This is a genomic window from Nocardia acididurans (assembly GCF_016741815.1).
GTDB classification, from domain to species: Bacteria; Actinomycetota; Actinomycetes; order Mycobacteriales; family Mycobacteriaceae; genus Nocardia; species Nocardia acididurans.
In genome coordinates this window covers 122575-135856 of the sequence record NZ_JAERRJ010000016.1, presented here as the reverse complement: position 1 = coordinate 135856, position 13282 = coordinate 122575, and the positions used below count along the sequence as shown (strand labels likewise).

Annotated in this window: 12 protein-coding genes and 1 riboswitch; all 12 genes read right to left on the bottom strand. The window is 70.0% G+C overall.

The features are described from left to right. A partial coding sequence (metE, locus tag JK358_RS34205) for a 5-methyltetrahydropteroyltriglutamate--homocysteine S-methyltransferase (RefSeq protein WP_201956009.1) occupies nt 1–1911 on the bottom strand: 1911 nt, incomplete at its 3' end. A gap of 140 nt (nt 1912–2051) precedes the next feature. Next, nucleotides 2052–2284: riboswitch (cobalamin riboswitch) on the bottom strand. Nucleotides 2285–2426: 142 nt separating this feature from the next. After that, a complete protein-coding gene (locus tag JK358_RS34200; protein WP_307817879.1) occupies nt 2427–2993 on the bottom strand; it encodes a GNAT family N-acetyltransferase in 567 nt (188 codons plus the stop codon). Further along, nucleotides 2990–3964: an ABC transporter substrate-binding protein gene (locus JK358_RS34195; protein ID WP_201956006.1), complete on the bottom strand. Its 975-nt coding sequence runs from the start codon at nt 3962–3964 to the stop codon at nt 2990–2992. Before JK358_RS34195 ends, JK358_RS34200 begins: the two co-directional genes overlap by 4 nt. A gap of 25 nt (nt 3965–3989) precedes the next feature. Beyond that, nucleotides 3990–5063: a FecCD family ABC transporter permease gene (locus JK358_RS34190; RefSeq protein WP_307817878.1), complete on the bottom strand. Its 1074-nt coding sequence runs from the start codon at nt 5061–5063 to the stop codon at nt 3990–3992. 5 nt (nt 5064–5068) lie between these two features. Further along, nucleotides 5069–5854 carry an ABC transporter ATP-binding protein gene (locus JK358_RS34185; protein WP_201956001.1) on the bottom strand — a complete coding sequence of 262 codons (786 nt, stop codon included), beginning with the start codon at nt 5852–5854 and terminating at the stop codon, nt 5069–5071. Then, a complete protein-coding gene (locus JK358_RS34180; RefSeq protein ID WP_201955998.1) occupies nt 5851–6837 on the bottom strand; it encodes a GHMP family kinase ATP-binding protein in 987 nt (328 codons plus the stop codon). Before JK358_RS34180 ends, JK358_RS34185 begins: the two co-directional genes overlap by 4 nt. Continuing rightward, nucleotides 6834–7667, bottom strand: a complete 834-nt coding sequence (locus JK358_RS34175; protein WP_201955995.1) for a class I SAM-dependent methyltransferase — start codon at nt 7665–7667, stop codon at nt 6834–6836. Before JK358_RS34175 ends, JK358_RS34180 begins: the two co-directional genes overlap by 4 nt. Continuing rightward, complete coding sequence (locus tag JK358_RS34170) at nt 7664–8977, bottom strand: MFS transporter (RefSeq protein ID WP_307817877.1); 1314 nt, start codon at nt 8975–8977, stop codon at nt 7664–7666. Before JK358_RS34170 ends, JK358_RS34175 begins: the two co-directional genes overlap by 4 nt. Then, complete coding sequence (locus JK358_RS34165) at nt 8974–10080, bottom strand: enolase C-terminal domain-like protein (protein ID WP_201955990.1); 1107 nt, start codon at nt 10078–10080, stop codon at nt 8974–8976. The genes JK358_RS34170 and JK358_RS34165 overlap by 4 nt, the downstream gene beginning before the upstream one ends. Next, complete coding sequence (locus JK358_RS34160; RefSeq protein ID WP_201955988.1) at nt 10077–11138, bottom strand: PLP-dependent cysteine synthase family protein; 1062 nt, start codon at nt 11136–11138, stop codon at nt 10077–10079. Before JK358_RS34160 ends, JK358_RS34165 begins: the two co-directional genes overlap by 4 nt. Continuing rightward, on the bottom strand, nt 11126–12016 hold the full coding sequence (locus JK358_RS34155; RefSeq protein WP_307817876.1) for a hypothetical protein: 891 nt from the start codon (nt 12014–12016) through the stop codon (nt 11126–11128). Before JK358_RS34155 ends, JK358_RS34160 begins: the two co-directional genes overlap by 13 nt. Continuing rightward, on the bottom strand, nt 12013–13278 hold the full coding sequence (locus JK358_RS34150; RefSeq protein WP_201955979.1) for an ATP-grasp domain-containing protein: 1266 nt from the start codon (nt 13276–13278) through the stop codon (nt 12013–12015). Before JK358_RS34150 ends, JK358_RS34155 begins: the two co-directional genes overlap by 4 nt. Between the last annotated feature and the right edge of the window lie 4 nt (nt 13279–13282).

Genomic DNA, 13282 nt, shown 5'->3' with positions numbered 1-13282 from the left:
ATCAGCGACACCGGAGGTGGCCAGCCGGAAGGCGTCCACCGCCCACTCCAGATACGCCGCCTGATCGACCTTGCGCAACGGCAGCAGCTCGCGCAGCGCGGGCTCGTCCACCTGGATCACCGCGATACCGGCGGCTTCCAGGTCCACCGTCTCGTCCCGGATCGCCAGGGCGATCTGACGCGCGGTCTCCGAACGCGGCTGATCGTCACGCACGAACGACCAGGCCAGGATGGTGACCGGGCCGGTGAGCATGCCCTTGACCGGCTTGCTGGTCAGCGACTGCGCGTAGGTGGCCCACTCCACGGTCATGACGGCCGGGCGCACCACATCGCCGTAGACGATCGGCGGGCGCACGCAACGGGTGCCGTAGGACTGCACCCAGCCGTTCACGGTCGCGGCGTAGCCGTCGAGCTGCTCGGCGAAGTACTGCACCATGTCGTTGCGTTCGGGTTCACCGTGCACCAGCACGTCGAGACCGATTTCTTCTTGCAGCGCAATGACTTCGGCGATCTCGGCGCGCATCCGGTTGTCGTACTCGGCCTGATCGATCACACCCTTGCGCAGTTCCGCGCGGGCCACCCGGATGCGGGAGGTCTGCGGGAACGAGCCGATGGTGGTGGTCGGCAGCAGCGGCAGGTTCAGCCGCTCCTGCTGCAGCACGCGACGCGCGTCGGCCGGGGTGCGGCGGATGGCGTCGGAGTCCAGCTCGGCCAGCCGCGACCGCACCGACTCCACCCGCAGGCGCGGATCGGCCTTGCGGTCGGCGACCGCGGTGCGGGCGATCTCGAGCGCCTCGGCGACCCCGTCCTCACTCTCGGTGAGAGCGGTGGCCAGCACGCGGATTTCGGCGATCTTCTCCTCGCCGAAGGCCAGCCAGCTGCGCAGGCGCGCGTCCAACTCGGTCTCGGGCGCGAGGCTGTAGGGCACGTGCAGCAGCGAGCAGGAGCTCGACACGGCCACCCGCACACCGGCGTCGCGCAGCCCGGTCAAGCGCGGCAGCGCGTGGTCGGGGTCGACCCGCCAGATGTTGTGGCCGTCGACGACGCCCGCGACGATCAGCTTGTCGGTGATCGACTGCGCCGCAGCCACATCCGCGTCGCCACCGGCGACCAGGTCGACGGCGATGCCCTCGATGCCGGTCTCGGCCAGGGCGGGCAGAGCCACGCCCAGGCGGCCGAAGTAGGCGGCCACCAGGATGGCCGGGCGCGCCGACAGCTCCGACAGCCGCTGGTAGGTGCTGCGCACCGCCGCGAGCTCGGTCTCGGTCAGATCGGTGACCAGCGCGGGCTCGTCGATCTGCACCCACTGCGCGCCGGCCTCGGCGAGCAGGCCGAGCAGCTGCTCGTAGAGCGGCAGCAGATCCGGCAGGCGGTCGAGCAGGTCGCTGCCGTCCTCGGACTTGGCCAGCTTCAGGAAGGTGATCGGGCCGACGACGACCGGGCGGGCCGGAACGCCCAGCGCCAGTGCCTCTTTCAGCTCCGCCAGCGGCTTGTCCGGATGCAGGGAGAACACCGTGTCCGCCGACAGTTCCGGGACCAGGTAGTGGTAGTTGGTGTCGAACCACTTGGTCATCTCGAGCGGGGTGACCTCGGCATTGCCGCGGGCGGCCGCGAAGTAGCGGTCCAGTTCGTCGGCGATGCCGGACACCCGCTGCGGCAGCGCGCCGAGCAGCACGGCGGTGTCGAGCACCTGGTCGTAGTACGAGAACGTGCCCACCGGAACCGAATCCAGCCCGGCGTCGCGGGCGGCGGTCAGCTGGGCGGTGCGCAGATCCTTGGCGACGGCGTGCAGGCCCTCGGCGTCGAGGCGGCCGGCCCAGTAGGACTCGATGGCGCGCTTGAGCTCCCGGTTGGGCCCGATGCGCGGGAGCCCCAGGACGGTTGCGGTGAAGGTGTTGCGCGGGTTCGACATTGAATGAACTCCATGGTCAGCAGCAGGTGACCGCCACCCATACCGTGCGCAACGCTGACGGAGCCCTGGAAGCATCGATCCCGTGCCCGGGTCCCGCACGGCGTAACGCCCAATCCACGAGGCGACGACCGCCGGATACGGCGTATCCAGCACAACCGGCAGGTCTTCGGACTCGCGCGCACCGACTCGTATTCGAGTCGACCCGGCTCCGAGACCCGGGCTTGCCTACCGACCGTCGCTTCCCAGGACTCACCCAGTGCGTAGTTGACGGCTGTCGTTCACGCTCACCGCTGCGGGACAGTCCCGGAATCTCACCGGGTTCCCTCTCACCCCCGGCCACGCGAACGCGGCCACGGGCTTCGACGCCTTCGAATGGATCAGGGGCTCCTCGACTCCACCGCAGGCGAACCAGCTGCGTCCGCGAATATAGCGAACCCGCGCGCTCCCGCCAAGCAGCGCACCCCGAGTTCACGCAGGCCGCGACCGTTTCGACACGAAAACGAGGGGTTGACGGGTCACCACTGTGACGACGATCTCCGGTCGCACTCGTGGCGCAGTGGGATCTCTAGGTGCACGGTCTGGAAGGTGTTGGCCGGGTCGCGGCCGTCGTGCACGATCTCGCCGAAGGTCTGCCAGAACTCCAGTGCGCCGGGGGTTCTCGTGTCGGTGTGCAGGTAGAGCCGGTCCAGGGCCGGCGTTTCCCGGACGAAGTCGATACCCTGCCGGACCAGTCGGCTGGCCAGGCCGCGACGCTGGTGTTCGGGGCGGACGTAGACGCGGAAGAACTGGGCGGTGGTGCCGTCCGGGTAGCGGTCCACCAGCCAGGCCGGATGGGGTGGGTTGCGTGGGCCCCGGGCACGAATCGCGCTGGTGGCCACTATCTGTCCGGCGTGCTCGGCCACCCAGAGCCGCTGTGTCGGGTGGTCGAGGTAGGTACCGGCCAGGTCGATGACGTCGTCGTGCAGGTCCGGCAGATAGCCGTAGCCGAACACCCGATAGAAGGTGTCGAGCATGACGCTGCGGGCCCCGCGCAGATCGCCGAGTTCGGCTTCCCGGATCTCGTAGGCGAGTGAGGTGGTCACTTCAGCGCGCCGATCTTGTTGTCGAGCACCTCGAGTCCCTCGACCGCGACCGGACCGGGTCCGGTGTAGCCGAACGGCACGGCGATGATGCGGTCGGCGGCGATGGCCTGCACCGAGGCGAGCTCGGATCGGGCGCGCAGGGCCTGACGAGCCGAGTCCGGCGTCTGGTCGCCCTGGGTCAGCAGGATGATCACCTCGGGATTCCGCTGGATCAGGGTTTCGGTGTTGGCCTGGAAGCTGCGTTTGGCGACGTCGCCGAAGACGTTGTCCAGACCCAGCATTCGCATCTGGGTGTGCACGGTGCTGGTGCTGCCGTAGGCGTTGAGGGTGGAACCGTCGCGGGAGAGGATCAGCGCCGCCGCGGGGCGCGGCGTCGCGGCCGCCGGATGCCGGGTCTGCACCGCCGCGACCCGGGCACGCAGCGCGGCCGCGTTGTCGGCGGCGGCCTGTGCGATGCCGAAGAGCTTTCCGTACAGCTCGATATCGCTGAAGATGTCCTCGTAAGTGCCCGCCGCGTCCTTGCAGTAGCCGCGGGTGATGAGCAGCGGTATTCCGGTGGTCGCGAGATCCTCGGGCTTCACCGCCGCGCCCTCGAAGCTCACCACCACGTCGGGATTCCGGTTGATGATCTCCTCCCGCGCCAATTCCGCTGTGGGAGCGATGATTTCGGCGTTCTTCAGCGCGTCGGCGTATTCGCCCGGGAAGGGCGCGGTCTCGAACGTGCGAGTGACGACGCGGTCGGCCGCACCCGCCGCGGCGATGAGCGGCGCGGCCACCGATCCCACGGTGACGGCACGCTGGACCGGTGCGTCGAACACGACATCTCGGCCGCAACTGTTGATGGTGAGAGGGAAGTCCGTGTTCGCCGCGGCGACCGGCTCCGGGCCGGGTCCGCCGCACGCGGTGACGGTCGCGGCGGCGAGTACGGACGCGGCCAGGAGTCGCAGGCGGCGCAGGGCAGTGGTGGTCACGGGGGTGTGAATTCCTTTCGGGTGATCAGGAATCGGCGGGGTTGCGGAACCGCCGGACGAGGACGAGCAGCAGCGGAGCGCCGACGCCGGCGGTGACGATGCCGAGCGGCAGTTCGGTGGGCGCGAACGCGGTGCGCGCCACCACATCCGCGAGGACGAGGAACACTGCGCCCAGCAGTGCGGCGGCGGGCAGCAACCGGCGATGCGCGCTGCCCACCGCGAGCCGGGCGACATGCGGGACGATCAGTCCGACGAAGCCGATCGCGCCCGCGACGGCCACGACGGCACCGACGCTCAATGCCACGATGGCGAGCGCGATCACGCGCAGGCGGTGGGGTGCGAAGCCGAGCGTGCGGGCGGTGTCGTCGCCCACCGCGAGTGCGTCCAAGCGCGTGGCCAGCAGGAACAGCGCGAGTGTGCAGGCTCCCACCACGGCGGCCGTCGTGACGACCGCGGGCCAGGCCGCGGACGCCAGCGAACCGAGCAGCCAGAACAGCACGGCCCGTGCGCCTTCCGGCGAATCGGAGGCGAAGATCAGGAAACTGGTCGCCGCCGAGAAGACATAGCCGATGGTGACGCCGCCGAGCAGCAGTCGCAGCGAGGTCATCCGGCCATTGCTCCGCGCGATGAGGAACAGCAGGCCGGTGGCGGTGAGTCCGCCGAGAAACGCACTGGCCGTGAGCATTCCCGCCGCGGTCCCGCCCACGCCGAACAGCAGCGAGACGGCGGCTCCGGTCGAGGCTCCCGAGGTGACCCCGATCAGATGCGGGTCCGCCAGCAGGTTGCGCACCACGGTCTGCAGCACCGCGCCGCCCACCGCCAGCGCGGCTCCGGCCAGCGCGCCGAGCAGCACGCGCGGCACCCGGACTCGCCACACGATGGCGTCCTGCGCGGCGGTCCAGTCCGCGGTACCCGGCAGTCCGACGGTGTGATGCCCGATGATCCGGGCCACCGTCATGGGCGCGACCTGCACCGGGCCGAGGCCGGTGGCCACCACGATCACCACGCCCAGGGCCGCGGCGAATCCTCCGATCCACAGCAGCGTGGCCCATCGGGCTCGCCGGTATCCCAGGTCGTCGGTTTCGGGCCTGTCCGTCACCGCCGTCACGAGGACATCACCCCCTCGGACTCGAAAGACTTGGGGCCGAACAGCAGTTGCAGGGAGCCGAATGCCGAGGACCGTTCGACGGTCACCTGATACACGGGCTCGAGGATTTCGGGCGTCAGCACCCGCTCCACCGGCCCGGCCGCCACCACCCCGCCACGATCGATCAGGACCAGCGAATCGCAGTAGCGGGCCGCGAGATTCAGATCATGCAGGACGACAATGGTGGAGACCGCCAAATCCCGGACCAGGCCCAGTAATTCGTGCTGATAGCGGATATCGAGATGGTTCGTCGGCTCGTCGAGCAGCAGGTGCTGCGCCTGTTGGGCGAGCGCGCGGGCGATCAGTACCCGCTGGCGTTCGCCGCCCGACAGCGTCGCGAACGACCGGTCGGCCAGGTGGCGGGCTCCGACGCGCGTCAAAGCCGTTGCGGCCGTGATCCGGTCGGCGCGGGAGTAGCCCTGGAACGCACCGGCCCACGGGGCTCGGCCCAGCAGCACCATCTCGGAGACGGTGAGCGGGGCGTCGGTGGGTGCGTCCTGACTCACCACGGCCAGCCGTGCGGCCAGTTCGCGTCCGCGGAGTGCGGTCATCGGCGTGCCGTCGATGACCACCGCTCCGGTGCGCGGTCGCAATGCGCGGTAGATGACGCGCAGCAGCGTCGACTTGCCGGATCCATTGGGTCCGATCAGCCCCACGGTGGTGCCGGATTCGGCGATGAGCCCGACTCCGGCGAGCACGACCGCACCGGAGTAGTCGAAACCTACGTCCTCGACGGTGATCATCGCGGGCTCCCTGCTGTCGCGTCGGTCAGGGCTGTCGCGATCCGCGGTCCGGGCTCCGAGACCGGGCGCGACCGCACGGCCGAGACCGGGGGCGAGGGGTCGAGCCGATCCGGCGGACCGGGACGCCAGCTGCGATGAATGTGCACGTCGGTGGCGAACGCCGCTGCGATGTCCTGTGCGGCACACAGTTTCGCCGGGTAACGCGGATCGTCGTCGGCGATCAGGAGGCCGGTGGTGGTACCGCTGTGTGCGACGAGGACGCCGAGCGCACCCATCTCCCGGGCAGCGGCTATGGCGAAGTCCAGATGCGGGCGTGCCCGCAGGACGGTGCTGAGTTGGGCGCTGCGCGTGGCGATTTCGCCGATGTCGCGCACATCGCCCCGCGCGGCGGCGGCCGTGAGCGCGGTGAGCAGGCCGGTGTACTCGCGCTTGTCGGCACGGGTGAAGGGTTTCTCGGCCCGGTTGAATTCGATGGTGTCGACCCGGCCGCCCTCGTCCCCGGTCACGATGGTCAGCGGCGGCAGCGGGGCCAGGCGGGTGAGCAGCCGGACCTCCCGGTGACAGAAGGCGACCGAGCCCGGATACATGACGCCGTCGGAGGGTTCGATCGCGCGCAGCTCGTCCTCTATCTCCCACGCGGTGATTCGGCGGCCGTGCGCGTCGGCGACCGCGCGAGCGGTGGCCACCAGATCGGCAGTGGAACTGGCCAGGCCCTTGCCCTCGGGCAGGTCGCTGATCAGGGTCAGTCGGCCGCCACGGTGGTCGCGGGCGCGTGCGAGCATATGTTCAGCCACGCGCTGCGATTTCGACTTGCCCGGCGGCTGCGTGACCACCGCGCCGTCGGGTGCGCCGGGTTCGAAGACGGCCACCGAACCCTGCCGGATGGGCAGCGTGACCAGGAAGTCGCGGTCGTCGGAGGTGACGCCCTGCAGGAGTTCCCCGCAGCTGCCGAAGGCGCTGCCGACGCCGATGCGGGCGGTCATCGCGCGATTCCGGACCGGCGCGCGACCACGTGCAGCCGGTCGCCGGTCAGCGTGGCGGACAGGCTGCCGTTACCGGGCCAGCCGGGTTCGGTCAGCGGGCCGGGTGTGTCGAAGAGGGCCTCCACCTGAAATCCGTTGCTTTCGAGCAGATATCGCAGTTCCTGGGGGAACAGCAGCCGCCAGGCGTCGTGCTGCTCCACCGGTTCCGGGCAACCGTCCCAGGTCCAGCTGCGCCGCCGCCGGAGCAGCTGCGCGGGCAGGTCCAGGAAGAGGCGGGTGCGTGCGGTGTAGCACACGCCCTCCCAGTCGACCTGGCGCACCGATTCGCCGTCGAGGAGTGCGCGGCGGCCATGGTCGGTGAGCAGGTATGCCCCGCTGCGCATTTCGAGGATCAGCAGGCCGCCGGGTACCAGGCAGGACGCGAACCGGGACAGGGCCGCCGCGATATCGGAGGTGGCGTGCAGATGCAGCAGGGTGCTGCCGAGGCAGGTGATGATGTCGACGGGGGCGTCCACGGCCACGTCGCGAGCGTCGCCGACCGCGAACGGTACGGCCGGATACTTGACGCGGGCGTAGGCGACCATGCGTGGTGACAGGTCGATTCCCGTGACGGCGTAGCCGAATTCGGCCAGCCGGGCGGCGTCGCGGCCGGTCCCGGAGCCGACGTCGAGGAGCTTCCGGGGCGAGCCGAGGCCGAATCGATCGACCAGGTCACGGACGAATACGGCATTGCGGTCACCGGAGTCGGGGAAGGTGCGTTCGTAGAGGGCCGGATTGTCGGTCAGCAGGTTCTCGCTGGCGCGAATCGGGTCGTGCGGGTGCGAGGTCATCGATGCGAACGTCTTTCGCCTGAGGTGGACAGATCCACGGAGGTGTCGGGGTGGGGCGGGTCCGGCTCCGCGGCGGGCAGCAGACCGCGTCGATGGAGCGCCAGGAGCCCGGCCGCACTGAGGAAACCGGCTGCCGCACACAGCGATCCGGGCCCCCAGCTCAGCGGGCCGGCGGACAGGTCGACCACCGTGCCGACCAGTGACGTGAACACCAGGGTCCCGACCCCGGCGACGAGATAGTATGCGCCGTAATAGGTTCCGGTCAGACGCGGACCACTGAACCGAGGGATCAGCTCGTTCGCGAACGGCTGTGCGATCATGATCCCGAGGGCGAGCCCGGCCACCGCGGCCACCGTGGGCAGTACTCGAATCACCGTGGGCGCCAGGCCGTCTCCGGCGACAACGCCCAGCACCGACGCGGTCAGGGGCGGGATCAGGAAGGTCGCGCCCATGACCGCCATCCCGGTCGCCAGCGCCGGCCCCCGAGCGGGACGCCTGCCGAACCAGCGCGTGATCCGCACCTGCAACAGCACCATCGCCACCGTCTCGACCGCATACAGTGCCGCCACCGCCCCGGCACCGTACCGTCCGGCCGCGTGCTGAGCCTGGAGGGTGAGCAGGAAATAGATCTGGCTCTGCAGCGCCAGATTCGCCATCATCGCGAAGGAGAACGCCCAGAAGACCCGGTGCGAGAACACCTTTCGCAGATCGCGGAGAACGCCACCGTCGGCGTGCTCCACCGGCCGCGCCGGCAGGAACGCCACCTGCGCAAGCGTGAGGCCCGCGAAGATGCCCGCCGAGACCAGTGCGGTGAGCCGGAAACCCGCCGCCACCAGAACGGTCCCGAGAATCGGCCCCACCGCCGAACCGACATTGCCGAACACGTTGAATAACGCGAACGCCGCGGCCGATCGCTCCGCGCTGTCGCGCGCGATATATGCCCGGACCGCCGGATTGAACAGCGCCCCCGCGAATCCGGTCAGCACGGATGCGGCCAGTACGACGGGCACCGACCCCCCGACCGCGAACAGCGCGAAGCCGATCGCCCGAATCGCCGCGCCGGTGATAATCACGCCCCGGGGGCCGATCCGATCGGCCACGGTCCCGCCGACCAGAAACAGCCCCTGCTGGCTGAGATTTCGCACACTCAACACGACGCCGACCACCGCCGCCGACAGCCCCAGATCGCTCAGCAGATAGTCCGCCAGAAAGGGAATCAACAGGTAGAAGCCGATATTCCCGGCAAGGTGATTGGCCAGCAGCAGCCGCACCGACACCGGAAAACTGCGGAAGGACGCCAGCGTGCTCACACCCATCCCCCGCGTCGCGCCTCGACACCCGCGCTGGACGACGGCCGGAGCGTCCCGAGTTCCGCACCGGTCAGCCGTCGCACGCCGAGGCCGAGGCCGGGCGGGCGGCGCAGGAGGCCGTCGCTTCCGGTGAGGCCGCTCCAGGGGTCGTCGGTGATGAGCAGATGTCCGTCGAGGTCGACCCAGCGCGCGTAGCCGGTGAGGTGGGCGGCGGCGGCGATACTCAGCGAGGTGGACGCCTGGCAGCCGAGCATGACGGCGCGCTGCGATCGGTTCGCCCAGTCGATCATGGCGAGCGCCGCGTCCAGGCCGCCGCATTCGGCGAGTTTGATATTGATTCCGGCGATCGAGGTGGGGAGTCGACGAAGTGCGTCGACTGTGGCCGCGTCCTCGTCCGCGATGATGGGGACCGGCACCGAATCGGCCACTGCCGCAAGCTCATCGAGTCTGCCGGGTGGCGTGGGCTGTTCCACCGCCGCGATCTCGAACTCGAGCAGGCGCGACAGCACCGCGATCGCGGTGCGCGCGTCCCAGGCGCCATTGGGGTCGAGCAGCAGCCGGACGTGTGGGGCCGCGGCGCGTACGGCCCGCACGCGCGCGAGATCATCGACCGGATCCGGTGTGCCCAGCTTCAGTTTGAGTGTCGTGAATCCGGCGGCCACCAGGCGCGTCGCCGCGGTCACGGCCGCGCTCGGCTCGACCACGCCGATGGTGTAGGCCGTGGGGACCGAATCCCATTGCGGTGCACCGAGATACTCGTCCAGGGTCAGATTCGCGGAGGATGCCAGCCAGTCGTGCACGGCGACATCCACCGCGCAGGCGACCGGGAGCGCCTCGGACAGCCGGGCACGCAATGCGGGCAGCCGGATGCGCAGCTGTTCCGGTTCGGCACTGCCCGCCAGCCAGTGTGCGGCTTCGGTGAGGTCGGCTTCGATGCGTTCGACCGTCAGGCCCAGCCGCGGGCTGGTCACCACCTCGCCGTAGCCCGTGCGCCCGGCGTGGGTCAGCCGCACCCACACCGCCTCGCGCTCGACGAGCGTGGCGCGCGAAATGCGCAGCGGCTCCTGCAATGTCAGCCGCGTCGAGGTCCAATCGAGCTTCACGCGGACACCGCCGCCTGCGCCGGGTCGCTGATCACGGTGCAGCGCGCCCAGCCCCGCACCTCCCGCTCCCCCGGTGTGCCGATCTCCAGGGGCTCCGCCACTGGGGTATCGAAAAGCCCACGCTCGGTGCACCATTCGTCGCTGTATATGGTGCGCAGGTAGCGGTGCGGGCCGTCCGGGAACACGGTCAGCACTCGGCTGTCCGGTTCTCGGCGGGCGATCCACTCCGCGACCAGCGCCGCCGCGCCGGTGCTCCATCCGCCCGCCAGACAGGTGCGCGCGGCCAGGCCGCGGCATGAGGCCACGGTTTCGACCGGCCCCACCCAGTGCACCTCGTCGTAGTCGGCGTAGGCGACATTGCGCGGCAGAATGCTGCTGCCCAGCCCGCGCATCACCCGGTCCCGGGCGGGCTGGCCGAAGATCCGCGATCCCACCGAGTCCACGCCCACCACCCGGAGACCGGGCCAGTGTGAGCGCAGCACCCGCGTGAGTCCGGCACAGTGGCCGCCGGATCCGACGCTGGCGACGAGCACATCCATCGGCTCGACCTGCGTGAGGATTTCGGCGGCCATGGCCGCGTAACCGTGCGCGTTGTCGGGGTTGTTGTACTGGTTGGGCCAGTACGATCCGGGCGTCGCGGCGAGCAGGTCGGCGAGGCGGTCCAGACGCGCCCGCTGCCAGCCGCCTTCCGGATGCGGGTGCTCGACCACGTCCAGGGACACCTGATACGCGGTGAACAGTGCTCGCATCTCCGGTTCCAATTCGCGGTCCACCACCAGCACCACCGAATGCCCCAGCGCCCGCCCGGCCAGGGCGAGGCCGACACCCAAAGTGCCGCTGGTGGATTCGATGACGGGCGCGCCCGGTGCGAGCTCGCCGCGATCCCGGGCGGCGGTGAGCATGGCGACGGCCGCGCGGGCCTTCATGCCGCCGATGCCCGCCGACTCCAGTTTCGCCCAGTAGCCGGTCCCGGAGCCGACGGGAATCCATCCGACCGGCGTCCCGCCGATCACCCGCAGCAAGCCCGCGTGATCGTCGCGTAACCCTATGCGCTGCATACGAACTCCGATCGGTAGTGGAACAGCGTGCTCGGGCCGCCGTCCAGCGAGAAGAAGGGGTACGGTTCGGCGGACAGCGCCGTCACCCCGGGTGCGCCGACGAACCACGGCAGTACCGCGCTGGCGGTCTGAGCGAACATCACCAGCGGGAGTCCCCGCTCCCGGGCCTGCGTGAGCAATGGATCGAAACTGTTGGTGCCCACGGTCATTCCGGTCACCAGCAGGGCGTCATAGGGTTCGCGGACCAGTTCCGCCGAAGTCCGCACCGGCTCACCCCATTCGGTGACTCCCCCGGCACGATCGCACGGGACGTATCCGATCCCCCGGTCGCGCAGCTCGGCCAGCAGCGAGTTCACCACCCCGATGACCAACACCATCCGTGTTCCCGGGGGCAGCAGATCGATGACCGACCGGGCCCGCTGTCGCGACTTGACCAGCGAGTCCTCGCCTGTGATCCGCACCGGCGTACCGTGCCCGGCATGCGGGCGCACCTGCATGAGATAGGCGTCCAGCGCCGCGAGGCGCACCGCCGCAAGGGGATTCACCAGCAACTCGGCCACGGACACCCCCACGCATTCGTCCACCGCGCCGAGGTGGACCGGCAGCTCGCCGGGTTCGATCGCGCACGATCCCACCGCCGAACCGACCCGGACACTCAGCACCACATTGCGATAGCTCTGCGCCCGCCCGGCGTGCCGGGTGCCGTGCACGGTCAGGAACGCACTCGCCACCGGCACCTCCGCCGGATCCGGACCGACCCGCGCCCCGCTCACCCAGGACACCAATTCGGCGACCGAATTCGGTTGTGCGGCAAGTACGGAAGCACCGGCGGCGTGGCCGGTCGGGCGAGCGCTCGGGACGGGCGGACCACCGGTCACGAGGTCGTCCCCGGTTCGTCGTAGTGCGTTTTCAGCTCGGCGATCAGATCCTGCGCGAACGGGCCTGCGGCTTCGGGCTTGTCGACGGCGACCATGACGTGGCCGAGGTAGCCGTTGTTGTTCCGTGCGGCGGTGACCTCCTTGCCGGGCTCGGCCAGGTGGTGATCGACGATGCGCGCGTCATCGGGCCAGTGCTGCGCGCCGGTGATCTCCCGCAGCACGCCGGTCTGCTCCGGAATCAGGAATGCGATTGCCGCGCTGCCGATTCCGGTGTCGAGAGGTGTCAGATCGGGTTCCCGGCCGAGCGCGAGGTCGGCGTGGACCGCCGCCAGGTCGATGCCGGTGACCCGCCGGACCAGCTCGGTGATCCGGTTGCCCGCCGGGCGCGGATTGACCTCCACCAGCTTGGGGCCGGTGCCGGTCAGTTTGATCTCGGTGTGCGCGACCGTGCTGTCGAGGCCGAGCGCCGCGATGGCGGCGGTGGCGACCGCGCCGATGCCCGCGGCCGCCGCCGGTTCCAGGGCTGCCGGGAACATATGGCCCGCCTCGATGAACCAGGGCTGACCGACCACCGGCTTGTCGGTGATGCCCACGACCGTGGTCCGCCCGCCGAAAGTCACCGTCTCGACGCTGAATTCGGGGCCGTCGAGACATTCTTCCAGCAGCACGAGCGGTGAGCGACGTTGTCCCCGGGCGTTGACCGGGAATCCAGCCAGTTCCTCGACCGCGACCCGGAGCTCGTGCCCGTTCTCGACGCGGCGCACGAACATGCCGCCGCACAGGTCGACGGGCTTCACCACCAGGGGGAACCCGATCCGCTCGGCGGCGTCGGCGAGTTCGGGCCATTCGGCGGCGACGGCGAAGTCCGGTTGCGGAACTCCGGCCGCCGCGCAGATCCGGCGCGTGCGCTCCTTGTCGCAGGCCGCCGCCACCGATTCCCGGCTCGGACCCGGCAGGCCCAGTTCGGCCGCGACCGCGGCGACGGTCGGCAGATAGTAGTCGCAGCTGGACAGGACGCCATCGAACTCCAGCGCCGTGTGCAATCGGCGCGCGTAGGGCAGCAGCGCCGCCTCGTCATTCGTGTCCGCGGTCACGATATTCGTGGCGGTGAGCAGCGGATGCGCCGTTCCCGCAGCGGTTTTCACATAGTGCGCCAGATCCCTGGTGAGGAAACTGAACCGGTCGCCGCGCTGGTGGATTCCGCGCGGGAGCAGGGTGCTCATGGAGCCGACCCAGCTCTCGATCATCAGGAGGTGTCCCATGCCG

What these genes read in the sequence shown, in the direction of transcription:
- JK358_RS34150 (WP_201955979.1), bottom strand. Translation starts at nt 13,278, where the DNA reads ATGGGACACCTCCTGATGATCGAGAGCTGGGTCGGCTCCATGAGCACC.
- JK358_RS34185 (WP_201956001.1), bottom strand. Translation starts at nt 5,854, where the DNA reads ATGATCACCGTCGAGGACGTAGGTTTCGACTACTCCGGTGCGGTCGTG.
- JK358_RS34175 (WP_201955995.1), bottom strand. Translation starts at nt 7,667, where the DNA reads ATGACCTCGCACCCGCACGACCCGATTCGCGCCAGCGAGAACCTGCTG.
- JK358_RS34180 (WP_201955998.1), bottom strand. Translation starts at nt 6,837, where the DNA reads ATGACCGCCCGCATCGGCGTCGGCAGCGCCTTCGGCAGCTGCGGGGAA.
- JK358_RS34160 (WP_201955988.1), bottom strand. Translation starts at nt 11,138, where the DNA reads ATGCAGCGCATAGGGTTACGCGACGATCACGCGGGCTTGCTGCGGGTG.